General features: G+C 40.6%; 21 protein-coding genes. 14 read left to right on the top strand and 7 right to left on the bottom strand.

What is annotated here, in order from left to right:
- Positions 1-27: 27 nt before the first annotated feature.
- A complete protein-coding gene (lpdA, locus tag ACSLUF_RS09605) occupies positions 28-1,434 on the top strand; it encodes a dihydrolipoyl dehydrogenase (RefSeq protein WP_435622566.1) in 1,407 nt (468 codons plus the stop codon).
- Here lpdA and ACSLUF_RS09600 read toward each other — a convergent pair.
- The 3 genes from ACSLUF_RS09600 to ACSLUF_RS09590 form a co-directional block, all read right to left on the bottom strand.
- Positions 1,431-1,715: a hypothetical protein gene (locus ACSLUF_RS09600; RefSeq protein WP_435622565.1), complete on the bottom strand. Its 285-nt coding sequence runs from the start codon at positions 1,713-1,715 to the stop codon at positions 1,431-1,433. The two genes, lpdA and ACSLUF_RS09600, sit on opposite strands and share 4 nt — an antisense overlap.
- A gap of 44 nt (positions 1,716-1,759) precedes the next feature.
- Positions 1,760-3,160 carry a DUF3179 domain-containing protein gene (locus tag ACSLUF_RS09595; RefSeq protein WP_435622564.1) on the bottom strand — a complete coding sequence of 467 codons (1,401 nt, stop codon included), beginning with the start codon at positions 3,158-3,160 and terminating at the stop codon, positions 1,760-1,762.
- Between the two features lie 90 nt (positions 3,161-3,250).
- Positions 3,251-4,447 (bottom strand): acyltransferase family protein, encoded by a 1,197-nt coding sequence (locus ACSLUF_RS09590; protein WP_435622563.1) that lies wholly within the window; start codon positions 4,445-4,447, stop codon positions 3,251-3,253.
- Positions 4,448-4,575: 128 nt separating this feature from the next.
- Between ACSLUF_RS09590 and ACSLUF_RS09585 the strand changes: the two genes are divergently transcribed.
- The 7 genes from ACSLUF_RS09585 to ACSLUF_RS09555 all read left to right on the top strand — a co-directional run bounded on the left by ACSLUF_RS09585 (position 4,576) and on the right by ACSLUF_RS09555 (position 15,376).
- Positions 4,576-5,109 (top strand): NADPH-dependent FMN reductase, encoded by a 534-nt coding sequence (locus ACSLUF_RS09585; protein ID WP_435622562.1) that lies wholly within the window; start codon positions 4,576-4,578, stop codon positions 5,107-5,109.
- Positions 5,110-5,114: 5 nt separating this feature from the next.
- Positions 5,115-6,410: an anthranilate synthase component I family protein gene (locus ACSLUF_RS09580; RefSeq protein ID WP_435622561.1), complete on the top strand. Its 1,296-nt coding sequence runs from the start codon at positions 5,115-5,117 to the stop codon at positions 6,408-6,410.
- Positions 6,411-6,435: 25 nt separating this feature from the next.
- Complete coding sequence (tilS, locus tag ACSLUF_RS09575) at positions 6,436-7,743, top strand: tRNA lysidine(34) synthetase TilS (protein ID WP_435622560.1); 1,308 nt, start codon at positions 6,436-6,438, stop codon at positions 7,741-7,743.
- Positions 7,740-9,722, top strand: coding sequence for a cytochrome c biogenesis protein CcdA (locus ACSLUF_RS09570; RefSeq protein WP_435622559.1), 1,983 nt, complete (start codon positions 7,740-7,742; stop codon positions 9,720-9,722). The genes tilS and ACSLUF_RS09570 overlap by 4 nt, the downstream gene beginning before the upstream one ends.
- Before the next feature lie 74 nt (positions 9,723-9,796).
- Positions 9,797-12,196: a penicillin acylase family protein gene (locus ACSLUF_RS09565; protein WP_435622558.1), complete on the top strand. Its 2,400-nt coding sequence runs from the start codon at positions 9,797-9,799 to the stop codon at positions 12,194-12,196.
- Between the two features lie 130 nt (positions 12,197-12,326).
- Positions 12,327-13,853 (top strand): YifB family Mg chelatase-like AAA ATPase, encoded by a 1,527-nt coding sequence (locus tag ACSLUF_RS09560; RefSeq protein ID WP_435622557.1) that lies wholly within the window; start codon positions 12,327-12,329, stop codon positions 13,851-13,853.
- Positions 13,854-14,062: 209 nt separating this feature from the next.
- Positions 14,063-15,376 carry a serine hydrolase domain-containing protein gene (locus tag ACSLUF_RS09555; protein ID WP_435622556.1) on the top strand — a complete coding sequence of 438 codons (1,314 nt, stop codon included), beginning with the start codon at positions 14,063-14,065 and terminating at the stop codon, positions 15,374-15,376.
- 181 nt (positions 15,377-15,557) lie between these two features.
- Here the strand turns inward: ACSLUF_RS09555 and ACSLUF_RS09550 are convergent, their stop codons facing one another.
- The 3 genes from ACSLUF_RS09550 to ACSLUF_RS09540 all read right to left on the bottom strand — a co-directional run bounded on the left by ACSLUF_RS09550 (position 15,558) and on the right by ACSLUF_RS09540 (position 17,730).
- Entirely contained in the window at positions 15,558-16,241 is a 684-nt protein-coding gene (locus ACSLUF_RS09550; protein ID WP_435622555.1) for a GNAT family N-acetyltransferase, read from the bottom strand.
- The gene (locus ACSLUF_RS09545) at positions 16,241-17,125 is read right to left on the bottom strand and encodes a 3-keto-5-aminohexanoate cleavage protein (RefSeq protein WP_435622554.1); all 885 of its coding nucleotides are present in this window, start codon (positions 17,123-17,125) and stop codon (positions 16,241-16,243) included. The genes ACSLUF_RS09550 and ACSLUF_RS09545 overlap by 1 nt, the downstream gene beginning before the upstream one ends.
- 161 nt (positions 17,126-17,286) lie before the next feature.
- Positions 17,287-17,730: a hypothetical protein gene (locus ACSLUF_RS09540; protein WP_435622553.1), complete on the bottom strand. Its 444-nt coding sequence runs from the start codon at positions 17,728-17,730 to the stop codon at positions 17,287-17,289.
- Positions 17,731-17,908: 178 nt separating this feature from the next.
- On the opposite strand from ACSLUF_RS09540, the gene ACSLUF_RS09535 reads away from it, so the two are divergent.
- From ACSLUF_RS09535 to ACSLUF_RS09520, 4 genes are read left to right on the top strand one after another with little or no spacing between them, the layout of a single operon-like run.
- The gene (locus tag ACSLUF_RS09535; RefSeq protein ID WP_435622552.1) at positions 17,909-19,105 is read left to right on the top strand and encodes an Nramp family divalent metal transporter; all 1,197 of its coding nucleotides are present in this window, start codon (positions 17,909-17,911) and stop codon (positions 19,103-19,105) included.
- Entirely contained in the window at positions 19,105-19,848 is a 744-nt protein-coding gene (gene pxpA, locus ACSLUF_RS09530) for a 5-oxoprolinase subunit PxpA (protein WP_435622551.1), read from the top strand. Before ACSLUF_RS09535 ends, pxpA begins: the two co-directional genes overlap by 1 nt.
- Entirely contained in the window at positions 19,845-20,582 is a 738-nt protein-coding gene (pxpB, locus tag ACSLUF_RS09525; RefSeq protein ID WP_435622550.1) for a 5-oxoprolinase subunit PxpB, read from the top strand. The genes pxpA and pxpB overlap by 4 nt, the downstream gene beginning before the upstream one ends.
- A complete protein-coding gene (locus tag ACSLUF_RS09520; protein ID WP_435622549.1) occupies positions 20,575-21,414 on the top strand; it encodes a biotin-dependent carboxyltransferase family protein in 840 nt (279 codons plus the stop codon). The genes pxpB and ACSLUF_RS09520 overlap by 8 nt, the downstream gene beginning before the upstream one ends.
- Here the strand turns inward: ACSLUF_RS09520 and ACSLUF_RS09515 are convergent.
- Positions 21,411-22,139 (bottom strand): nitroreductase family protein, encoded by a 729-nt coding sequence (locus tag ACSLUF_RS09515; RefSeq protein ID WP_435622548.1) that lies wholly within the window; start codon positions 22,137-22,139, stop codon positions 21,411-21,413. The two genes, ACSLUF_RS09520 and ACSLUF_RS09515, sit on opposite strands and share 4 nt — an antisense overlap.
- 244 nt (positions 22,140-22,383) lie before the next feature.
- Between ACSLUF_RS09515 and ilvD the strand changes: the two genes are divergently transcribed.
- Both ilvD and ilvB read left to right on the top strand, forming a co-directional pair.
- Positions 22,384-24,060 (top strand): dihydroxy-acid dehydratase, encoded by a 1,677-nt coding sequence (gene ilvD, locus ACSLUF_RS09510; RefSeq protein WP_435622547.1) that lies wholly within the window; start codon positions 22,384-22,386, stop codon positions 24,058-24,060.
- Positions 24,061-24,105: 45 nt separating this feature from the next.
- Entirely contained in the window at positions 24,106-25,839 is a 1,734-nt protein-coding gene (gene ilvB, locus ACSLUF_RS09505) for a biosynthetic-type acetolactate synthase large subunit (protein ID WP_435622546.1), read from the top strand.
- The last annotated feature ends 1 nt before the right edge of the window (position 25,840 follow it).

Here is a 25,840-nt window from a genome sequence, read left to right as displayed (position 1 = left end):
TTTTCTAAACTTTTTTAGTCATACTATATGAGTCAATATGATGTGGCCGTTATCGGTTCTGGTCCAGGAGGATATGTTGCAGCAATACGCTGTGCGCAATTGGGAATGAAAACTGCAATCATTGAAAAATATCCAACTTTGGGAGGTACTTGCTTAAATGTGGGTTGTATCCCTTCAAAAGCACTTTTGGATTCTTCACATCATTATGAGGATGCCATAAAACATTTCGCGGAACACGGTATTGATATTCCGGGAGAGGTGAAGGTTAATCTTCAACAAATGATAGCTCGTAAAGATGGGGTAGTGGAGCAAACTACTAAGGGCATTGTATTTCTAATGGACAAAAATAAGATTGACGTCTATGAAGGAGTAGGAAGTTTTAAAGACGCTACACATATCAATGTGACTAAGAATGATGGTAGTGTGGAAACCATAGAAGCCAAAAATACCATTATTGCTACCGGTTCAAAACCTTCAACTTTACCTTTTATTACCATTGATAAGGAACGAATTATCACCTCCACAGAGGCTTTAAAATTGAAAGAGGTTCCAAAGCATATGATAGTGATAGGTGGTGGGGTTATCGGATTGGAATTAGGGCAAGTATACAAAAGATTGGGGGCTGAGGTTAGTGTTGTAGAATACATGGACCGAATTATTCCTGGGATGGACGGAGCCTTGTCCAAAGAACTCATGAAGGTGATGAAAAAGCAGAAAACCAAATTCTATTTATCCCATAAGGTGAAATCCGTTGAGCGCGTAGGCGATGAGGTTGTGGTAAAAGCGGATGATAAGAAAGGTCAGGAAGTAGAGTTTAAAGGGGATTATTGTTTGGTTTCAGTGGGTCGTAGACCTTATACGGATGGTCTTAACGCAGAAGCAGCCGGGGTTCAATTGGATGAACGCGGAAGGGTAGTGGTTGATGACCATTTGCAAACCACCGCTTCCAATATTTACGCCATTGGAGATGTTATTCGAGGTGCTATGCTAGCCCATAAGGCGGAAGAGGAAGGCACCATGGTTGCCGAAATTTTGGCGGGCCAAAAACCGCATATCGACTATAATCTTATTCCCGGAGTCGTCTACACCTGGCCAGAAGTTGCGGCTGTGGGAAAGACCGAAGAAGAGTTAAAAGAAGCTGGAGTCGCCTATAAAGTAGGTCAGTTTCCAATGCGAGCTTTAGGTCGTTCTCGAGCTAGTATGGATACCGATGGTTTCGTAAAAATCCTAGCGGATAAAGCTACTGATGAGGTTCTCGGAGTCCATATGATTGGTGCTCGATGTGCTGATTTGATTACCGAAGCGGTAACTGCAATGGAATTTAGGGCTTCAGCAGAGGATATGGCCCGTATGAGTCATGCACATCCTACCTATGCCGAGGCAGTGAAAGAAGCAGCCTTAGCCGCCACGGAAGATAGACCTATTCACATTTAAGAAACAGAGAGCACGCGATTTATGGGAAGGTTAATAGCCTTCTTTAAAATCACCCGTTTATTGGTGACTCCCCAAATGGTGGTTTCCACTCTTTTCATGCCGATATCGTCTTTAAAGAGAATACTCACTTTGTGACGTTCTAAATTTCCTAGTCGCATTGCCTTGAACAAACTTGTGCATCTACGGCTACGTTCTTGTTTCTTGTCAAAAACATCTTCTGTTGGGAATGTAAGAAAGGGAACACTCTCCTTATCTATAGTAATTATATTGGGATTCTCCATGTTGATTTTATTAAATGAATTAGTACTGGATTAATCTTGATATTTTATTTAATCAAGGTCACATCGGGATAGGCTGCCTTATAGCCAAACCAAAAAGCGTTGAAGGAATGAAGTCGTTCTATTGTTTTTCCATTTGGTCCTTCCAAGTTATTTTCTTCGATGGTCCAGGTGTTGCCATTCGAATCTTTTGCAGTGGATATGCCATCATATTCCAAAAAATCGAGGGTACCTGTCTTAAAAACCCGATGGGCGCCGGATTTGTCCGTGAACACGGTAAATGAGGTATTTCCTATTTTGTTTTGATATATGGACTTACGTTTTAGAAAACGACTACTAATGGCTAAATTCTCATTGGTTTGTTCAGGTAGGCGGATAGCTAAAATCTCATCCTTATTTTTTAAACTTTTATCTATTTCAGGAACTGTGAACATTAGGTCATCAGTAGCAAAATAATCTCGATACGCCACGCCTTCCCGATAGTCTCTTCTGTGTCCGGTGTCCAAAGAAAGTACTTTGGTGTCAGGATGTCTTTTTTTCCATTCCCCCCAGGTGGTAGTCACAACGCTTAAATAATCCAATTGAATTCCTTTACCCACTAGCGGACCAATTACAGGCTCACCTTCCAAGGTGCTCCAAAGGGATTGGGTGGCTTTATCATACATCAACTTATTGGACCGATATAGGAATCCACTGGTGCCCATTTGATGATTTACACCTTCATGTTCGGTTTTGTATAAAATTACCGTACCACAAAGTGTACAATATACCCCAGCAACTGGAACACCACCCACTTCATCAACAAACATTTCGTGCCAAGCCAATATCTGTTTCGGATAGGCTCTGGCGTCCCCATTAACTTCAATGCCGAATACAATAGCACTGTCTTTTAGGTAGTTTGCCTCCAAAGGGATAATCATTTTGGGATTGCGCAACGGGGGAATACCATCCTGCAAAACCCCTCCCCAACGGACTTCATCCAAACGTATAGTGGATTGATGGCTTCTATTCAAAAAATACTTGCCAAATTTGGGGTCAATCAATCGGTGCAATTTAGACTTGTATTCAAAATAGGCATCTGGATATGCTGATTCTTTGTTCCAAATCCATTGGAACCATTTATCATAATCCAACCCGAATTTCTTTCCGGTTTTTTGTTCCAGTATTTGTAAAAGCTTGTTGGAATGTCGTTTTGAACGTGCAAAGTAGATTGCCTCCAAGAGCATGATTTCATACCCTTTTTCCCAATTTTCCTTGATATGTTTTAGGGCACGGGCCGTCAAATAAGGGTCATCTTCGCGGAGTAGGTCCAGAAAGTATTGCGCTGTGTCATCTACTTCGGCAAGGACTGTGTTTGAAGGATTTGATGGAAGGTTTATCGCAAGAATGGAGGAAAACGTAAAAATTAGGGAGGCGAAAAAAAGGAACTTTCTTTTAGTCTTGAGCATAGCCAGCATTATAAATTTTTTATAATGGGTCGCTAGAATTAAAAGATGCTGAAGCTTTTAACTAATTTTTGTGACAGAAGAGAAGTCTATTTAGTTCCTGGCGATGCCTAAAACCCGGCTTACAAAAACCCTAATCTTAGCCTTAATTTCTTTTAAAATAGGCAAACTAATCCGAAACAATTCCATAATCTGAAGTCGGATTGTTTGGACAATATGGCTGATGGTGGACTTAATTTGAAGTTCATGGCGGTCGTACTTCAAGGAAAGAAATGTACAGACAAACATAAAGGCCAAGGCTCCTGGAATTACAGCAGATGGAGTCAAGGAATGGTTAAAAAATCGGTACAGTCCCAATCCGGTAAAACTACCGTACAAGATGATAAAATGAATCACATAAATGCTCAAAGTGCTTGCACCAACTTTTAATACTGTAGCATTTGTCATGAATTTTCGGAAAATCATAAAGATGGCAAAAACCACAAAGACATCTCCCAAACGAATGAATAGGTAGTTGTTTTGCTCAATCAATGCAAAAAGTCTTATGTCGGTGACACTATTCAACCAAATAAATCCTTTGGAGGAATAGAAAATCAACAAAAGCCCAAGAGAACCAGCAATAGAAATAGCCGCTGGATACAAATATTTATGGTTTTTGAATCGGGTAAAAGCCATGGCCAAGAATCCTCCCATGGTCGCATAACCCAACCAGGGTATGATAGTAAAAACAGAACCATTGGCTTTGGTAAAATAATTGGCTATGGCATCCGGTAAAAAAGAAAAAGACCACTGTTTATATATGGGTTCAAATAGGAAAAGTAGCAAAGTTGTTCCTATCAAAAGCAAGGGAAAAGTCCCTTTGGACTTATTGGTACTGAACAAATAGAACCCTATAATCGCTAGGATGGATAAACCTATACAATGCAGTACATCCACTAAATAAAAAGAATTATAGATATGGCCAGTGAGCATTCCAAAAAGGTTCATCCGTAGCAAATAACCTATCAATAAAAGTTGAAGCCCTCTTTTTATTCCCTTCCTTACTCTAGGATTGTCCATTCCGTTCTCTGGAACTCGAACCAGTAAGAATGTGAAAATAAAACCGGAAACCGTAAAAAAGACGGGGGCCGTTATTCCCCTAAAGTACTTCCAAGTAGTAAAAACGATATTGTTGCTATCCCTAAAGATAGGGTCCAACAGACCATCTATAAAATGTCCTTGGAGCATCATCAAGATGGCCCAAGCACGCATAGCGTCAATGAAGAATAATCTGTTAGTTTTGGTTTTCATTACAAAAGGCTACTCTATATACTTGTTGCACAGTACATTTGGATGTTTAGCACGCCAAAATTAGATAAAATACATACATCTTTTGGTGCTTTACGGTATTTTAGCGAAACAATTAAAGAATTATTGTAATGGCTGAGATTTTGGCATTTGCGGGCAGCAATTCCTCAACTTCTATCAATTATGAGTTAGTAAAGTACACAGCTTCCCTGATAGAAAATCACAAGGTGCAGACTTTGGATATGGCTCGATATCCTTTTCCCATGTATTCTGCGGATGAAGAAAAGCAAAAAGGTTTTTCCAATTCTTTGATAGAATTTAAAGGATATATCCAACAATCGCAAGGCCTAATTCTTTCCGTAAATGAACACAACGGGAATCCCTCTGGATACTTTAAGAACTTATTGGATTGGCTTTCCAGACTGGAGCGAAGGTTTTTAGAGGATACCACCGTTTTCCTTATGGCCGCATCTCCTGGAAAGCGAGGTGGAATAGGGGCGATGGGTGTCGTGCAGGACATTCTCCCACGTTTTGGGGCGGAAATAGCTTCCACTTTTTCTTTACCTTCTTTTGGTCAAGTTTTTGCAAACGGGGAAATCATTGACCAAACTTTAAAAGAACAACACTCCGAAGCGCTTGATATTTTTCTTCAAAAACTAAACTAAAAAACTTGCCAAGAACATCGCGTTCATTTTCGATTAGTGATAATATAAATTTTAAAAAGGCTGCGCTGGACTGGACTCGGAACTACAAAAAAGTAGTTTGGCTGGACAGCAATAAGCATACAGATAAGTATAGCTTCCTTAACCTGGTGGTAGCAGTTGCAAGACAGACCACTGGTTCTTTTTTTGAGACAGAAAGCATCGATGAAGCACAAAATTTTATCGATAAAGAGAAGGATTGGCTATTTGGTTATATCACCTATGATTTCAAAAATAATCTGGAGGACTTAAAATCAGAGAATTTAGACTTGCTTGATTTTCCAGAGTTGCATCTTTTCTGTCCCGAGAAAATCATCTTTATCAATGAGAGTACTGTAGAATTCAAATACCTAGAAAATTGCAAACATGAAATTGAAGAGGACTTTCAAAATCTTATTGGAAAAACCAAAACTCAACTTGATTTACCCTCCCAAGGCATCCATATTCAAATGCGGATACATAAGGACGCATACTTCGGGAAGGTGAATAAAATGTTGGAGCATATTCATCGAGGCGATATCTATGAAGCCAATTTTTGTCAGGAGTTCTATTCTTCGGAAAGTATTATTGATCCTTGGTCAGTCTATCACAATTTGAATGCGATTTCCCAACCCCCGTTTGCTACCTTTTTGCGTTTGGAAGATAAGTTTCTCCTATGCGCTTCCCCGGAACGCTACTTGCAACGGAATGGAGAAATGGTAGTATCCCAACCTATCAAGGGAACAGCCAAACGTGATGCGGATTTGGAAAATGATAAAATGCTAAAGAATCAGTTGGAAAAAAACCCCAAAGAAAGGGCTGAGAACATTATGATTACGGATTTGGTCCGCAATGATTTATCCAAAAGTGCCTTAAAGGGAAGTGTTCATGTACAAGAACTCTGCAAGGTGCATACCTACAAACAAGTGCATCAAATGATATCTACAGTGAGCTCCCTGATAGATGCAGAGACTCCTTCGACCCAACTCATAAAAGAAACTTTCCCTATGGGAAGTATGACCGGTGCGCCAAAAGTTTCTGCCATGAAAGTAATCGAAGATTTGGAAGAAAGTAAAAGGGGCCTATATAGTGGTACAGTTGGATATTTTAAACCCAATGGGGATTTTGATTTCAATGTGGTAATTCGAAGTATCCTGTACAATGCCACGAAAAAATATGTATCCTATTCCGTGGGTAGTGCCATCACCGCGCAATCCATTCCTGAAAAAGAATACGAAGAATGCTTAATTAAAGCCAAAGCCATGCGTAGCGTTTTGGAAAGCTAAAACACCTAATGCTTACTTTTGAAAAATGCTTCAGAAGTTTCAACATCATATCCATGGTAACTTTCCCTTTCTTAAGGAAAAGGAACTCCTGATTGCTTGTAGTGGGGGATTGGATAGTGTGGTATTGACGCATTTATGTCTCCTGTCGAACCTAAAAATTACTTTGGCGCATTGCAATTTTAATCTTCGGGCTGAGGAAAGTGATGAGGATGAGGTTTTTGTAAAACAACTGGCAAAGGAATTAAATGTGGAATGTGTCTCTACTTCCTTTGATACAACACAGGAAATGAAGGAGAATGGAGGTTCCATTCAAATGGCAGCCAGAAAGCTGCGGTATGAATGGTTTGAAACGGTTTTGCAAGAGAGAAAACTAAATTATGTGCTTACGGCGCATCATGCAGATGACGCTCTAGAAACCTTTATCATTAACCTTTCGCGTGGAACTGGGATTGATGGACTTTCGGGTATTCCAGCCAAGCATGGAAATGTTGTACGTCCCTTGCTTCCATTTTCTCGCGACGAAATCTTAAGTTTTGCTCAGGAGAAACAATTAAAGTGGCGGGAGGACAGCAGTAATGCCGACACCAAATACCTGAGAAATCAGATTCGGAAGGAAATCGTACCCAAGTTAAAAGAGTTACATCCAACTTTTTTGGATAACGTTTTAACCACCCAAACTTTTTTATCCCAGTCCAAAATAGTTTTGGAGAACACTTATAATGAAGCCAAAAAAAGAGTGTTCAAAAAGGAAGGAAATGGTTATCAAATTAATATCATGGACTTAAAATCACTAGAACCTTTGGAGGCCTATTTGTTCGGGTTGTTCAAAAGCTATGGGTTTACTGCCTGGGAGGATATAAAATCGTTGTTGGATGCCATGAGTGGAAAGGAAATTTATTCGGCAACTCATAGATTGCTGAAGGACCGTGATTCTCTTTTTCTTCGACCTAAACAAGAAAAATCGGAAGCATTTTATCTTATAGAGGAGGATGTTAAGCACATCGAAGAACCCATCACTTTGCTTCTGGAAATGGCATCCGACCTAGAAAAAGTTGACCAAAATGTCGCACTTTTTGACAAGGAAAAGTTAAACTATCCCTTAACGTTAAGAAAGTGGAGAAAAGGCGACTATTTTTATCCATTGGGAATGCAGGGGAAAAAGAAACTGTCCAAGTTCTTCAAGGATGAGAAGGTGGATGTTTTTTCCAAAGAGAACCAATGGCTGCTCTGTGCTGGAGAAGAAATTGTTTGGGTTATAGGAAAACGGGCAGATGAACGTTATAAAATAGATGGGAACACCTCCCAAATTCTAAAGATTACATATTCGGTATGAGGATATTGGCTTGTGTACTGTTTTTTTTGATTGGAAATGTTTTTTCCACTTTCGGACAATTGGATGAAAATCCTGCTACGTGGACCCATGAAGTGAAAAAGCTTTCGGATTCGGAGTATGAACTGGTTTTCAAAGGCAAAATAGCGGAAGGCTGGCATGTGTATTCCCAGTACACAGCAGAAGGAGGTTCCCTTCCAAGCGAATTCACGTTCGAGAAGGTCGGGGAGGACTATGAGCTTATTGGGAAAACTTCGGAAAGTGAAACCATAAAGGAATACAGTGATATTTTCGAAGTCGAAGAAACGTTCTTCAAAAAAGAAGCCATTTTCACCCAAAAAATAAAACTGCTCAATCCAGAGGTCAATCAAATTACGGTTAACCTGTTTTATCAGATATGTCAGGAAGTCTGCATTCCAATGGATGAACTCTTCCAAGTATCTTTGGATGGAAGTGCCTTTGTTTCGGAGCAAAAAGAGCTGGATGAAAACAGTTTGGCTTTAGGCTCCTCTCTAAAATTGGATATCAAGAATAAAGAATTACTCAATCAAAATGAATTGGGAAGTTCTAGTGCTAAATCCAACCTTTGGATGATTTTTGGGTTAGGATTTTTGGGTGGACTTATCGCCTTGTTGACCCCTTGTGTTTTTCCGATGATTCCCCTTACGGTATCCTTTTTTACCAAACAATCACAAAAAAGGGCAAAGGGGATTGTCAATGCAGGGCTTTATGGCTTTTTTATCGTCTTGATTTATTTTTTGTTAAGCCTTCCCTTTCATCTTTTTGATTCTGTTGATTCCCAAATTCTCAATACAATAGCCACGAACATTTGGCTCAATGTTTTCTTCTTTATCATATTTGTGGTCTTCGCTTTTTCCTTTTTCGGATATTATGAGTTAACATTACCCAGTTCTTGGGCCAATAAGATGGATGAAGCTTCCTACAAAGCGGGTGGAGGCTTGGGAATATTCTTTATGGCCTTGACTTTAGGTATAGTTTCATTCTCATGTACCGGTCCCATATTAGGAGGACTTTTGGGGAGTACCACTTTGGCAGAAGGGAATGTAGCTACAAATTTATCAGCTGGAATGGTTGGTTTCGGCTTGGCATTAGCCCTTCCTTTTACGCTGTTCGCCCTTTTTCCGACATGGCTGAATTCCTTACCCAAATCTGGCGGATGGATGACCACAGTTAAGGTGGTCCTAGGATTTTTGGAATTGGCTTTGGCTTTTAAATTCCTATCGAATGCGGATTTGGTTGGACATTGGGGAATTTTAAAACGAGAAATTTTCTTGGGGATTTGGATTTTGCTGTTTGTACTACTTGCACTGTACTTGTTTGGTGTTTTCAGGTTTCCCCATGACGGCCCTAAGCAAAAACTTTCATCAACACGGAAATTGGTTGGACTAGTTTCTGTAAGCTTTTCCCTGTATCTAATTTTAGGATTGATTGGAACCGTCAATCTAAAATTATTGAGTGGATTTCCGCCACCTGATTTTTATAGTGTACAACAAACCGATAGCGATTGTCCATTAGGACTGGACTGTTTTAAGGATTTTGACGAAGGGGTCGCTTATGCCAGGGAGCAAAACAAGCCTATCCTTCTGGATTTCACGGGATGGGCCTGTGTCAATTGTAGAAAAATGGAAGAGAATGTTTGGAGTCAAGCGAATATCTATCAAATGATAAAGGAGGACTACGTGCTTATCTCCCTTTACGTGGATGACAGAAAAGAACTCCCAATTGATCAACAATTCGATTTCAAGTACGATTCTGGGAGGATAAAAACCATAGAGACGATAGGTCAAAAATGGGGTACGTTCCAAACCATAAATTTCAATGCAGCATCACAACCCTATTACGTCCTATTATCGCCTAATCTTGAAGTGCTTAATGAAGCGGTGCAATACGTGGATTCGGATGTGTATGAAGAATGGTTGAAGTCTGGTTTGGCCACCTATCAGCTTTCCATGAACCAATAAAAGCACCTTACTTTTTTTAGATTCTTTCAAAATAATGTAACTTCGGATAACTAACTAACTTAACCGATGGCATTGTGAAAACTTTTAAGAAAGTACTTTGGGTACTTGCTATTCTTTTGGTTCTTCTTATCGTTGGGACTGCTTTTTTCTTCAATTCCTTAAAGCCAAATTATAGCGGAGAGCAAGCTCTAGAAGGATTGCATGGAGACGTAACTGTCTACTATGACTCCTTTGGCATACCTCATATATATGCTGAACAAGAAGAAGACGCTTTTCGTGCTCTTGGCTATGTACATGCGCAAGATCGGCTTTGGCAAATGGAACTTCTTAGAAGAGTAGCCATTGGACGATTGTCGGAAGTGTTTGGAAGTGATTTGGTGGAAACGGATAAGTTTTTCCTCTCCTTAGGGATTGATGAGAATACTAAAGAGGCCGTGAAAAATTTAGATGCCAATAGCCCAACGGCAAAACTCTCAAACGCCTATTTGGAAGGCATCAATGCTTTCATAGAAGCGGGACCGAAACCTGTTGAGTTTTACCTTACCGGCTTAGAATTGAAACCTTTTACTATTGAAGATGTTTACAATGCTGTAGGGTATATGGCTTTTAGTTTTGCCCAAGCCCATAAAACGGACCCACTGCTTACAGATATTCAAAATGATTTCGGTTCGGAATACCTTGCCGATTTGACCATAAGTTCCGATACCTCCACAGTTTGGATAAAGAATTTCAAAAATATAGGGGGAGATTCGGTATCACTGGATTTAATGTCAGCCGTCTCTAGAGCACTTAAAAAACTTCCTATTCCACAATTCGAAGGGAGTAATAGTTGGGTGCTTGGCCCGGATAAGACCAAATCGGGAAAAGTAATATTGGCCAATGACCCCCATATTGGATTCGCCCAGCCTTCCGTATGGTATGAGGCGCATATAAATACCCCAACCTATGAAAAATATGGTTACCATTTGGCCGGAGTCCCTTTTCCTTTATTGGGTCACGATAGAAATGTGGCTTATGGACTGACCATGTTCCAAAATGACGATTTGGATTTTTATGTTGAGGAAGCGAATGTTAGTGACAGTACTTTATACAAAACAGAGACAGGTTGGGAGAAGTATAAAATTGTCAATAAGACCATCCCAGTTAAAGACGGTGATCCGATTTCATTCAGCTATAAAAAAACCCGACATGGCCCAGTTTTGAATGGAATTGCAAAGCAAATAACTGGGGATAAGCCTATTGCCATGTCATGGATGTATACTAAATGGGATAATCAGGTTTTGGACGCACTTTATGGAATATCCCATGCGACGAATCTCAATGAATTTCAAGGTGCTTTGCCCAAAATACATGCTCCTGGACTTAATGTGATGTATGGCGATGCGCAAGGAAACGTAGGATGGTGGGCAGCTGCTCAATTGTATCAAATGCCTGACAGTGTATCCACTAAATTTTTTCTTGATGGAACAACGGGGAATCAAGAGCCCATTCGTTTTCTTGATTTTTCGGAAAACCCTAGTGCCATAAACCCTCCTTGGAACTACGTGTATTCCGCCAATAATCAACCTGATTCCATTGCTGGGATGCTGTATCCAGGATACTATCTTCCGGAGAACAGAGCTAGACGAATTGTGGACCTATTGGAACCCAAGAACGACTGGGATAAGGAATCGGTTTCTGAGATGATTCTTGATGTCACCTCTTCCGTTAATCCTGAACTGGTGCGAGAGCTGATTAAGCTTTTGGATATTTCCCATTTGAATCAAGAGCAATTGGTATTGGTGGATAGGCTTACCAATTGGGATGGTTCATATCCCTTGGATAGTCAAAGTGCGGTTCTGTATCATCGCTGCGAGTATTATATTCTTAAGAATACTTTTGAAGACGAACTGGGACCAGAAAAGTTCACGCAATTTCTATCAACTCATTTAATGAAACGCCAGATTGCTTGGGGCGCTATAATGAAGGTGGGCAAATGGTGGGACAATATTGGTACCCCGAACTACAAAGAAACTAGAAATGATATGGTCCTAAAGTCTTTTGCGGACGCATGGGGTTCTTTACAGAAAGACCTTGGTAGTGATACTAATGAATGGACATGGGACAAAGTGCATACCTTGGAACACAAACATCCAATAGGGGAGGTGGAGTCCTTGCGAAAATATTTCAACATCGGACCCTTTCCCGTAGAAGGCAGTAGAGAGGTAATCAACAATTTGACCTTTCCGTACGACAGCACTGGATATTACAAAGTCAGTTCCGGGCCGTCCACCCGAAGAATCATCGACTTTTCAGATATTGAAAATAGCATAAGTATTTTGCCAACAGGACAATCTGGAAACCCATTAAGTGAACACTATGATGACCAAGCCGAAATGTTCATTAATGGTCAATTTCGAAAAATGATGATGAATACCACCGAAATTCAAGAATCAGCAAAATCCCTACTAGTATTTAAGCCAAAGAATAAGTAAGGAGTACTTTTTAATTTCTTACAGGCGTGCAAGAAAACACTTGCATCAACTCATATCTTCCATTCGTCAAAATGCCAAGGTTCTATTGAGCATTACCTGTTATTTTCCACGGAACTAATTAGGTACACGAATGCTTACAAAAATATATGGGGGTGCGGTTTTTGGTATTGAGGCCATTATGGTAGCTGTCGAGGTAAATGTGGACAAAGGAATTGGATATCACTTAGTAGGCCTTCCCGACAATGCCATAAAAGAAAGTCAATATCGTATTGCTGCTGCATTAAACAACGTAGGGTTTAGGGTTCCTGGGAAAAGAATTACCATAAACATGGCTCCAGCCAATTTACGAAAAGAGGGTTCTGCCTATGATTTAACCTTAAGTATTGGTATCCTCACAGCTTCAGGACAAATTGCCAACTCTAACTTGGAGGATTACGTAATCATGGGAGAACTTTCACTGGATGGGAGCTTACAGCCTATTACTGGGGCTTTGCCTATAGCGATAAAGGCCAAAGAATCTGGCTTTAAAGGATTTATCCTGCCCAAAACCAATGCTGCAGAAGCCGCAGTAGTGGAAGGATTAAACGTTTATGCGATGGAAAACATACTGGATGTAATCGATTTTTTTAATGGCGTTGGAGATATTGAACCAATGGATGCATTGGAATTTTCCAGTTTCAAAGAAAGGGTAGCTCCAATCGACCATGATTTTTCTGATGTGAAAGGACAGGAAGGGGTCAAACGTTGTATGGAAATAGCAGCGGCTGGAGGGCACAACATTATACTTATTGGACCGCCAGGAACCGGTAAGACCATGTTGGCGAAACGATTACCCTCCATTCTTCCTCCCATGACCTTGGATGAATCCCTGGAAACTACAAAAATCCATAGCGTGGTGGGAAAGACCACAAACAATGGATTAATGATTCAACGACCATTTCGTAGTCCACACCATACCATAAGCAGTGCTGCTTTGGTAGGTGGAGGAAGTTATCCACAACCGGGCGAGATTTCGCTTTCACATAATGGTGTTTTGTTTTTGGATGAACTACCAGAATTTGAACGGAGGGTATTGGAAGTCATGCGCCAGCCCATGGAAGATAGGGAAGTCACAATTGCTCGCACCCGATTTGCGGTGACATATCCATGCAGTTTTATGCTTATAGCCAGTATGAATCCAAGTCCAAGTGGATATTTTAATGACGCCAATGCCCCTATCAGCTCTTCACAAGCAGAAATGAAGCGCTACATGGGAAGGATTTCAGGTCCTTTGCTTGACAGAATTGATATCCATATTGAAGTGAGCCCTGTACCATTCGATAAACTTTCCGAAAGCAGAAGAGGAGAAAGTAGTTCCCAAATTAGAGAACGTGTGATGAAAGCCCGTAAAATTCAGAATCAACGTTTTTCTGACAATGGAATTGTTCATTACAATGCACAGATGCCTCCAAATCTGATTAGAAAGTTTTGTTCTCTAGATTCAGAATCCTTGAATCTACTAAAAAATGCTATGGAGCGTTTGAAGCTATCAGCAAGGGCATATGACCGTATCTTAAAGGTAGCTAGAACAATTTGTGATTTAGCAGGGGAAAAAGAAATAAACGGGAATCATATTTCCGAAGCCATACAATACCGGAGTTTGGATAGGGAAAGCTGATTTTAGGGTGTTTTTTTGTTGCAAGCAACAAATTTATAAACCCATTCTTCCAACAGTCGGAAAGAATCTGGGTATTGCTAAAATAGATTTTCTTTATTTTTAGCTGTTCCTTGTTAAAAGTGCTGGAACGTATAATAATTATTGGTTTAATAGGTTAATATTCATAGGTCCTGAATCATACCGGATTTTTACGAAAGCTATTTTTGCACATGTATCGATTTAAAATCTTCGCTGGATTGGCGTGTTTGTTTCTTTTTCTATTTTTTCTGGCGTTAAGCGGCAGTAGTTCCGTTTCAGAAACCCATTCTGCAATAGAAACCTTTGAAGAAGATATCTATGCATCTCTAAAACCAAATACTACGGTATCAAATAAAGAACTTCAAATTGCTCTGCAACAGGCTGTTGACTCTTATTTTAACAAGGCCATAGCCGCTGGGGAAGTTGTAGGTGCCGGTGTAAGCATTGTAAAAGGAGAACAGGTACTCCTGGCAGATGGTTTTGGAATTAGGAATAGTGCTACGGGCAAAAAGGTAGATGGGCAAACTGTCTTTCGATTGGGCTCGCTTTCAAAGGGATTTACAGGGGTGCTTGCTTCAGATTTAAAGAGAGAAGAGAAGTTAACCTGGGAAGATAGGGTCAGCGAATGTATTCCTGAATTTGAGTTAGGAGATTGGGAGAACACCAAAAACATAACCTTGGCCCATTTATTATCACATACTTCGGGAGCACCCTATCATAGCTTCACAAATCTGGTAGAGGCTGGACTATCTCTCAATGAAATCGCAAACCGATTTGTTGATGTACAACCCATAGGCAAACCCGGGGAAATATATAGCTATCAAAATGCGCTATTTGCACTTTCCGGGGAGATGATGGAGAGGGTTACGGGTCAAGACATTACTACATCCTTGGAAGAGCGGTTTTTCAATCCACTTGAGATGTGCGCGACCACTATGGACTTTGATGCACTCAAAAAGACAGAGAATAAAGCCAACCCCCATGTTAGATACAGGCGTGGATGGAGGTCTGGAAAGCTGACCAACTCCTATTTTAATGCCGTTGCGGCCGGGGGTATCAATTCGAATGCCGAGGATATGGCCAAATGGATGCAGCTTTTGCTCGGTCACCGCCCCGATGTAATGGGACGCGAAGCCTTACAGGAGGCCTTTACGCCATTTGTGAAGATACCAGGAAGACAAAAATACTATCAAAGATGGCCCGGCCATACTGCCTCATATTACGGTTTTGGTTGGAGAATCCATAAGTACCGACCAAATGACTTGGAGGTAGAAAATACCATTTGGCACCACGGGGGAAGCGTCAACCACTTCCGCAATGAAATAGCGGTCTTTCCAGAGGAAGATTTGGGTATTTGCGTTCTGTTGAACAACCAGTCCAAGATAGCCCAACGGGTGATTACCGACCTTTACAGTATTGTTCAGGAGGTCATGCGGGTCCACACAAGTGAAATGCCTAATCGGTCAGTGGTTAGCTCCCAAGCTTCCAAATCGCCAGGAACCTGAACGAAATAACCTCACGGTTGTCTTCCTTGAATGTTTCTTTATAGGAACTTGAACAGGAAAGGGTGGTTTGAATGAGAGTTAAATAACTTTCCATCCTATTCTGAAACAACCCTTTTTTACAAAGTTTTCAATGTGGATTCTTGAAAGCCCAATTTAGGGTCAGAAGGGGACTCAAATTACTTTATGAAACAGACTTTGAGATAGTGTTTGCATCCAGTTTGTTCCTGAAGTCCTTAATTTTAATGTTTTTGGTATACCTTCCAAAGAGTTGAATACTTAACCAAAGACTCAAATATTCTGAATTCAATTTGCGTTTGAATCTTTTCGATGATTTATTTAAATATTCCGTGATGCTATATATATTCAAAATTCCCTTCTCACGAAGCATCTCATAACACTGGAATCTCAAATAAGGAGCAATATTTTTCCCTCTAAATGCTTCAAAAGTATACATCTGATTCAAATACGCCTCATTGGAATTAATGGGAATGGTCCTCCCTCTAAAATCAAAATCACTGAATTGAACAAGCATATAAGCAGCAATTTCATTATTCTTCTTTACACCAATACACCATTGATTTTCATCAAAATAATGCTCCGTTTGGGTAAAATGGAGTCCCTTGATGTTATCGATAATATACTCAACATCATTTTGGTCGAAGAAGGACACCGAATAACCATCAGATTCATCTTTGATTTTGGGAGGAATTACTGGTGTTACTGCTTCTTGAACCCAGTAGTAAGGCATTATATCAATACCAATTCGTGCAAGACGATTTCGGAAGCCTTGAAAGAACAATCCATGTCGTATAATTCTCCAGAACCACTTAAAATGCTGTCTAAAACCTTTAATGTTTGCCTCCATTAATTAATCAATTCAATGGGTAATTTACGTCCAAAACTTCCTTTTTCCGTGCTTAGATTCATTTTCTGCCTAAATTCCAATGGGGACATAATTTCTCTTTCATTGGCCTTGGCAATAGTATGAATTCTCTTTATCAATGCCGAGTTGGACGCAAGCTCAGTTCGGCCTGAATTATACCAAATATTATCTTCAATCCCCACTCGTACTCCCCCTCCAGAGGCAATAGCTATGGAGTTCATTTTTAATTGGGCATTACCAATACCAGCTAAACTCCAAAACGAATTCTCCGGTAAATCGTTAATCATTACACCCGCATTTAAGAGATTAGCTTGAGCACAGGCAATGTTCCCCAAAAGCAGATTAAAATAAAAAGGAGGTTGAAGCAAACCCTTTTTTGCCAAGTATTTTGCGTAATTGATCATTCCAATGTCGAATGCCTCCAACTCGGGTACAATACCATTTTCCAACATAGTCCTGGCCAAATCCTGAATCATTTGGGGAGAGTTGGTACTCGCGGTCGCATTAAAATTTAATGAGCTCAAGGTAAGACTGCCCATATCAGGTTTCAAAGGTCCTTCTAAAAAAAGAGGGTCGGCTCGTTGCACAAACTCTGAGAAGTTTCTTCCACTTAGAGAAACGCAGATGACCAATTCTGGCTGGTATTTTCTTATACCTTCAATAATTCTACCGTAGATCTCTTTCTCATATGTGGGTTTCCCATCTTCATGATTTCTAGCATGCAGATGCACCATGGTTATGCCAATATCCGCTACTTTAAGGACGTCATCAACAATTTCTGAAACCGTTATGGGAACGTGCGGAGTCAAATCCTTGGTGGGTATCATTCCCGTCGGGGTAAAATTTATGATAAGTCTTTCCTGCATGATTTTAGACAATCTGATTTAACTATGCTTTTGTAAGCTAAGTTATAGTCAAAATCTGGTTACAGGCTTTAAACTTGGATTAACTCGCGTTTTATTGGGTAAACTGTTTAATTAAGAAGTAGCTTTTGATGTAAATACCTTAAAATTAAGGATATGAACCTTTAAATCACCTTAATGTTGGCTTTTAAACTAGCGATAATACCTAAGATGTTCGCAACAGTATCTTCTAAATAATATTTGATGGTAAGATGGGGAATACGTATGGTGGTAAACCCATTTTTAAAGGAATGCATGGATTCTTCCAAGTCCTTCAACACTTGGTCATGTGTAATAGGATTATATTCCGTATCAATCTCGATATTCAACTTTACGCGGGAAAATGCAATGTCCACGGATTTTTGGCCATCCCACCATTCCAGCATGGGTTGAGCTCCTTTCTCCCTTAAGGCATAAAAAAGATGTATCGCCTCTAGAGGAGTATTATTGTTTAAGATAATTCTCTTGATTAGTTTGGTATGCCTTTCGCAAAGGGCGACACCAAGTACATCATGGGAGCCTTCACGTTCTTCACGCGTTAGTTCTTTACCACATTCCTTACATGTCATAAGTATTGGTCGGTTTAGGTCAATAATAAGATTTGGGATTATTATAACTCTAGCATTTTCATATTCGTATAAAAGAAGGTCTTTAAGCCCCCATATTTTAGATGAAATGCATTTTTTTGGATGAAATGCATCTTTTTATGCAAAACATCTTAATTTCAATCATCGCAATAGAAACCATATGCTTAAAAAAATTGGCCCAGGAATATTAGTGGCAGCTGCTTTTGTGGGCCCCGGGACAATTACCATTTGTACCATCGCTGGAGTCAAATTTGGCTATGCCCTGTTATGGGCTTTATTGGTTTCTATTTTTTGCACCATTTTCCTTCAAGAAATGGCGGGAAGAATAGGTTTTCTTACCCAAAAGGGTTTGGTTGAAATTATAGGAAACCAACTAAAGATAAAATGGGTAAAAGGCTTGGTTTTAGGCATCGTGCTTTCGGCAATACTTGTTGGAAATGCGGCTTACGAGGCAGGAAATATTGGAGGAGCCACTTTAGGTTTGAGTGCATTATTTGGAAAACAGGGAAGCTTTCCCGTTTATCCACTTCTGATTGGTTTTTTCTCTTTTTGTATCCTTTGGTTTGGCACCTATAAAGCCCTTGAAAAGATTTTTATGGCTTTAGTGGGCACTATGGGGCTTTGTTTTGTTATCGGAGCAATAGTTACAAAACCTTCTGTTGCTGAAATTGTGAAAGGTGCCTTTGTTCCACACTTACCTGAGGGAAGTATATTGACCATTGTTGCCCTAGTTGGCACAACCGTGGTTCCCTATAATTTATTTCTACATGCCTCCTTGGTAAAGGAAAAATGGCATGCCAAGGAAGATTTGAAGTGGGTAAGGTGGGATACCCTATTTTCTGTGGGGATAGGAGGGTTGGTTTCCGTCGCAATTCTTATTACTGCTGCTGGTTCGGATTTGCAAACCGTCAATGACGCCCTCGACATGGCGAAGGGTATGGAACCCCTATTCGGTAAAATGGCATCCTACTTTATGGGTACAGGATTGTTGTTGGCCGGAATAACCTCTGCTATTACTGCTCCATTAGCTGCAGCATACGTTGCAAGCAGTTGTTTTGGTTGGAATCAAGGTTTGAAAGACCTAAAGTTTCGATTAGTTTGGATTGGTATTCTTTTGTTAGGTGTTCTTTTTCTTTCTTTGGATATAAAACCCATCCAAGTAATTCAATTTGCACAGGTGGCCAATGGAATCCTGTTGCCAATAATGGCTATGTTGCTACTTTGGATGGTAAACCAAAAAAATGTAATGGGAAACCATTCCAACAAGCTTTCGCAAAATATCCTTGGAGTACTGATTGTACTGTTCACCATATTTTTGGGGATTAAAAGTATTTTAAAAGTGATTGATTTCTTTTAATGGAAAAACAATGGGTAGACTTTAATTGTGATGTGGGGGAAGGGATTGGCAATGAAGCACAGCTTTTCCTATACATCAGTTCGTGCAATATTGCCTGTGGTGGACATGTGGGCGACGAAATCTCAATGATTGAAACAATTAAAATGGCAATGCATCATGAAGTAAAGGTTGGAGCCCATCCATCATATCCTGATAAAGAGAATTTTGGCAGGAAAGTGATGCCTATTTCCGCAGACAAGCTGAGAGAAAGTTTGCTGGGTCAGTTAACTACCTTCCAGAGGGTAGCCACAAGACTTGGTGCTGTCGTTTTTCATATAAAACCCCATGGCGCGCTGTACAATCAAATGGCTTCTGACAGTGATTTAGCCATCCTTTTTTTGGAAGTAATTAAAGAATCGGGTTTACCTCGAAGGATATATGCACAGTACGGGTCGCAAATCGCAAGCTTGGCCGAAAAGAATGGGGTAGAGGTATTGTATGAAGCCTTCGCGGACCGGAATTATTTGGATGATGGGAGTTTAGTGCCGAGAAGCAATACCGATGCATTGATTTCGGAACCATCGCAGGTGCTTAAGCATGTGCTGACCATGATAAAAGAGGGTGAGGTAATAGCGTTGTCGCAAAACCGAATAAAAATTAAAGCTGACACGATATGCATTCATGGGGATACACCAACAGCATTGGAAATATTACAGTATCTTTCCTCAGAATTGCCAAAGTATCATATAGCCCTACGTAAGTGAAAAAATTCCCCCTAAGCATAAAACCCTACGGAGAAAAAGCGGTTTTGGTCGAATGGCCGAATGAAATTCAAGAGACAATCCTAGAAGATATCTTGAGTTTTGTAGATTCTTTCTCAAAAAAATATCCCTCTGAATGGGAATTGGTACCCGCTTACAATTCGATTACCATGGTACGATCATCCAATTCGGGTTTTGATTTCGATAGTGTGAAGTCCATGATTTTGGAAAATTACCAGCACGAACAGGAGGTAAACCATGAAAAGGAAAGGTTTTTATGGAAATTACCGGTATGCTATGATACAGAGTTTGGAATAGACCTTATTGAAACTGCAGAATTTTTGAACTTGAGCAAGGATGAATTGATTACTCAACATACTTCACACGAGTATTTGGTATACGGGATAGGTTTTTTACCAGGATTCATGTATTTAGGAGGACTGCCTGAGTCCTTGCAACTACCTAGGCGTAAAGAACCCAGACTTCATGTCAACAAAGGTTCTGTAGGACTGGCGGGTAGGCAGACGGGTATTTACCCTCAAGACTCGCCAGGTGGATGGAACATCATTGGCAATTGTCCCATACCTATATTTAATGCTGCCCATGAGAGTCCCTGTTTTGTAAACGTAGGGGACAAAATTCAGTTTCAATCTATTTCCAGAGCGGAATACGATCTCCGCAAAATTGAAAGTGAAATAGGAATTTACCATATTGAAAAATTACCGCTGGATGCTTAGAGTATTGAAATCAGGTTTTTATACGACCCTTCAGGATTCAGGAAGATTTGGTTTTCGCAACATGGGAGTTCCTGTTTCCGGTGTTTTGGATGAGGTGTCCGTAAAAAAAGCGAATATCCTATTGGAAAATAATCCAGAAGATGCCGTTTTGGAAATTACTATGACAGGTCCTACCTTACTTTTTGAAGCCCCCACCTTTATTTGTCTTTCAGGTGCTTTGTTATCCGCCACATTAAACAATAAACCCGTAGAGAATTACAAAGTAATCAAAGTTGAATCAGGGGACATTCTTTCCTATGGTAAATTGGAAAGTGGGTTTAGGGGGTATTTAGCTGTCAAAAATGGATTTCAAGGGCAGAAGGTTCTGAACAGTTATTCCCAATACTTTCCGGTAACGCAAAAAAAGCATATCAAAGAAGGTGAAGAAATTCCCTATATGCCTGTACAAGAATATCAACCAGCTATTTCGGAATTGAAATTAGAAAATCATTTGGCTGCTCAGTTTCTGGAAGTGTACAAAGGGCCAGAGTTTTCGTTACTATCCAAACGGCAACTTGAGAGGCTTTTTTCGATGGAATTTGTCATTTCTGAAAAAAATAACAGAATGGCGTACCAACTTTCAGAGACAATTGAACCGCATGCACATACAATGGTAACTTCAGGAACGTTGCCAGGTACTGTACAGCTGACTCCAGCTGGAAAACTCATTATTCTGATGAAGGATGGACAGACCACAGGAGGATATCCTAGAATTCTTCAATTATCGGAGCATTCGATAAGTGTATTGGCTCAAAAAAAATCAGGAGATACCATTGTATTCAAGTTGGTTTAAACTTGTCGGTAAACCTCTTCGAAAGGCACTCGAAATCGCTTGCCGTATATTCCATGTTCAGCTCGGATGCCACATCCAACAACCATGGTGATTTCAGCTCCCATAGGCAGATTTAATATGCGTTTTACAAGTAAGGTGTCACTACCTTCCATAGGGCAGGTGTCATATCCGATGGCCGCCATACTGATCATAAAGTTTTCCGCAGCGAGACCAGCGCTTTTATGCGCTACAATGCGCATATCAGACCGTCTAACCTGACGATACACTGGTTTGAATAAACCGATAATGTTGAACGTTGCATATTTAATCCATCCAAGGATACCCAGAAAATCTGAATATACAGTGGGGATAAGCTTTTTGTAATATGTGAGCGCAAATTTCTCCCTTCTTGAATACTCTTTCTCAGGTTTATTACCGTAAGCATTTTTTAAAAATGAAATATTCGATTTAGCGCGTTTTCTCCAAAGATCTTTTCTACTGACCACCACTACCATTTGTTGTGCAGTTTTGGCTGCATTCTGATTCAAACAAGCCTCAGTCAGCCGTTCCAGTTTGTCTTTTTCAACTACATGATAAAATTCCCAAAGTTGTAGATTGCTGCTGGTTGGTGCTAAAACGGCATTTTCCAGACATTTTCGAACCTTTTCAGAATCCAACTTTAAATCATCTCTAAAAACTCGAACAGATCTTCGGTATCCAATGGCTTCGCTCACGGTTTTTTCCATGCGCTAAAAATAACCAAAATGAAAAAACTATGGGGTCAATCCATAGCCTTAAAACACTTGTAAATAGAGTTGAATATGATATTTTATTTCAATATAAAACATTGATTTTCAAAATAATATATGGGTTTTGTAAGAAATGAATTTGAAGGCTTTTATTGTGTTAAAAATTTGGGGTATGTGAAAGGTATATCTTTGAATTGGAAAGTAATTTCAGGAAAAACACAGCTTTCAAGGAGATTTGTCAATGGAATTGAATAAATACAGCAAAAATGTTACCCAAGACCCAACGCAACCTGCCGCACAGGCCATGCTTCATGCCATCGGGTTAACTGAAAAGGATTTGGAAAAACCTTTGATTGGAATTGGCAGTACAGGTTACGAAGGAAACCCCTGTAACATGCACCTTAATGATTTGTCCACCTATGTAAAGAAAGGTACTAGTGAGGTAGATTTAGTGGGACTCATTTTTAATACAATTGGTGTCAGTGATGGTATTTCTATGGGTACTTACGGGATGCGCTATTCCTTGCCATCCAGGGATATCATTGCCGATTCCATGGAAACGGTTGTTCAAGCTATGAACTATGATGGCCTTGTGACCGTAGTGGGCTGCGACAAAAACATGCCGGGAGCCCTTATGGCTATGATTCGGTTGGACAGACCTTCTTTAATGGTGTATGGGGGAACTATAGCCTCTGGATGTCTCAACAACAAAAAGTTGGATGTGGTTTCTGCCTTTGAAGCTTGGGGTGAGAAGGTGGCTGGTACCATGAATGAAGCAGAATTTAAAAGTGTTATTCAGAATGCTTGTCCCGGCGCCGGAGCATGCGGAGGAATGTACACAGCAAATACTATGGCTTCGGCAATTGAAGCTTTGGGGATGTCCCTGCCCTACAGCTCTTCCAACCCAGCAGTAGGGAAGGAAAAAAATGGAGATGCCTTGGCCGCGGGTAAAGCACTCAAACATCTACTTGAAAAGGATATTAAGCCTAGCGATATAGTCTCCAAAAAGTCATTGGAAAATGCGGTACGACTGATTGTGGTACTAGGAGGTTCCACCAATGCGGTATTGCATTTTTTAGCTATTGCCAAAGCTGCGGATATCGATTTTGGATTGGATGATTTTCAGAGAATCAGCGATACAACACCCTTTTTGGCTGATTTAAAACCAAGCGGTAAATTTTTAATGGAAGACCTTCATAATGTGGGAGGTATACCTGCTGTTATGAAGTTTATGTTGAAGCATGGTATGCTTCACGGGGACTGTTTGACGGTTACCGGGAAAACTATTGCTGAGAATTTAGAGGCCCTCCCTGATTTGTTCGAAGGACAGGAAGTAGTAAAAGATTTGGATACCCCAATCAAGGCAACAGGACATCTAAGAATTTTATATGGCAATTTGGCCGAACAGGGAGCTGTAGCTAAAATAACTGGAAAAGAAGGGCTACACTTTTCAGGTCCTGCTAAGGTATTCAATGGGGAATTTGAGGCCAATGATGGTATTCGAAATGGAATGGTAAACAAGGGAGATGTGGTAGTGATACGGTACGAGGGACCCAAAGGAGGTCCCGGTATGCCAGAAATGTTAAAGCCAACAGCTGCCATCATGGGAGCTGGACTCGGTAAAGATGTGGCATTGATAACCGATGGACGCTTTTCCGGAGGCACACATGGGTTTGTTGTGGGACATATCGCCCCAGAAGCCCAAGATGGTGGAACCATTGCATTGGTAGAAGATGGGGATATTATTACCATAGATGCAGAAAAAAATAGGATGACTTTGGATGTTTCTGACCAAGAACTGGCGGAACGCCGAAAAAACTGGGTGAAACCACCTTTAAAGGTGAAAAAAGGTAGCCTGTATAAATACGCGAAAATTGTATCCTCAGCTTCCGATGGATGCGTAACGGATGCAATTTGAAAGGTTGATAGGAGGGATACAGACCTGAATCTAAAAGAAAAGGTTATGGAAACATTAAACGTTAAAAAGAAGCAATCGGAAACCAAAAAGGCACTTCGAATTTCTGGAGCGGAAGCAATTATTCATTGTTTGCTGGAAGAAGGAGTGGATTTGATTTATGGGTATCCGGGAGGAGCCATCATGCCGGTTTATGATGAGCTCTATAAATTTCAAGATAAACTGACCCATATTCTCACACGTCACGAGCAAGGCGCAACCCATGCGGCTCAAGGATATGCTCGGGTAAGTGGGAAGGTGGGCGTGGCTATAGCCACTTCCGGTCCGGGAGCTACCAATCTAGTAACGGGGCTTGCTGATGCCCAAATAGATTCTACCCCTATTGTGTGTATTACTGGCCAAGTACCAAGGCATTTGTTAGGTTCGGATGCCTTTCAAGAAACAGATATAGTAGGAATATCAACTCCAGTTACCAAATGGAATTATCAGATAACAAAGGCCTCGGAAATACCGGAAATCTTTGCAAAAGCCTTTTACATAGCCAAATCAGGTCGCCCTGGCCCCGTGTTGATAGACATAACCAAAAACGCACAATTTGATGAGTTGGACTTTGTGTATGAAAAATGCACAGGTGTTAGAAGTTATCAAGCTGTTGCGGAACCGGATATGGATGCACTAAACAAGGCTGCAGAGCTTATCAATGCGGCCAAACGTCCTTATATCATTTGGGGTCAGGGTATTATTTTGGGCGAAGCCGAAGATGAATTAAAAGCCTTTGTAGAAAAGACTGGAATTCCCGCAGCATGGACCATTATGGGAGAATCAGCCTTACCAACGGATCACAAACTCAATGTGGGAATGGTTGGCATGCATGGAAATTACGGTCCAAATGTACTTACTAATGAATGCGATGTCTTAATCGCAATTGGTATGCGTTTCGATGACCGGGTTACAGGGAACTTGGCCACCTATGCCAAACAGGCCGAAATCATCCATTTTGAGATTGACCCCGCTGAAATCAACAAAAATGTAAAGGTAGATGTGGCAGTGCTTGGGGATGCAAAAGCCAGCTTAGGACTTATATTGCCTTTGGTTAATGAAAATGAACATGGGGCATGGCGCAAGGAATTTGACAAAAAATATGAGGAGGAATACGAAGCGGTTATCGCAAATGATTTGAATCCCACTAAACCGGGCTTGACCATGGGGGAGGTGATTGAAGAAATCAACAAGGCTTCCAATAATGATGCTGTTATTGTGACTGATGTGGGGCAACACCAAATGATCGCTTGCCGATATGCCAAGTTTTCAAGAAGTAAAAGCAATATCACCTCTGGTGGTTTAGGCACGATGGGCTTTGCCCTTCCAGCAGCAATTGGAGCCAAGATGGGTGCTATGGACCGTGAGGTAGTAGCTGTAATCGGCGATGGAGGGTATCAAATGACCATTCAGGAGCTTGGGGTTATTTTCCAACACAATGTTCCTGTGAAGATTTTAGTGCTAAACAATGACCATTTGGGTATGGTGCGGCAATGGCAAGAATTATTCTTTGAAAGCCGTTATGCTTCAACGGTCATGACCAATCCTGACTTTGTCAAAATTGCGGAAGGCTATCATATTAAAGCACGGAGAGTAACCGAACGGGCCGATTTGGAATCTGCGGTTCAGGAAATGATTTCTTCCAAGGACCCTTACTTTTTGGAAGTTCGGGTGGAAAAAGAAGACAATGTGTTCCCTATGATTCCTTCAGGGGCATCAGTTTCTGATATTCGATTGAAATAAT

It is taken from the genome of Flagellimonas sp., assembly GCF_965601775.1.
GTDB lineage: Bacteria > Bacteroidota > Bacteroidia > Flavobacteriales > Flavobacteriaceae > Flagellimonas.
Note: the sequence above shows the minus strand (reverse complement) of the source record. Positions and strands in the feature narration are given on the sequence as shown.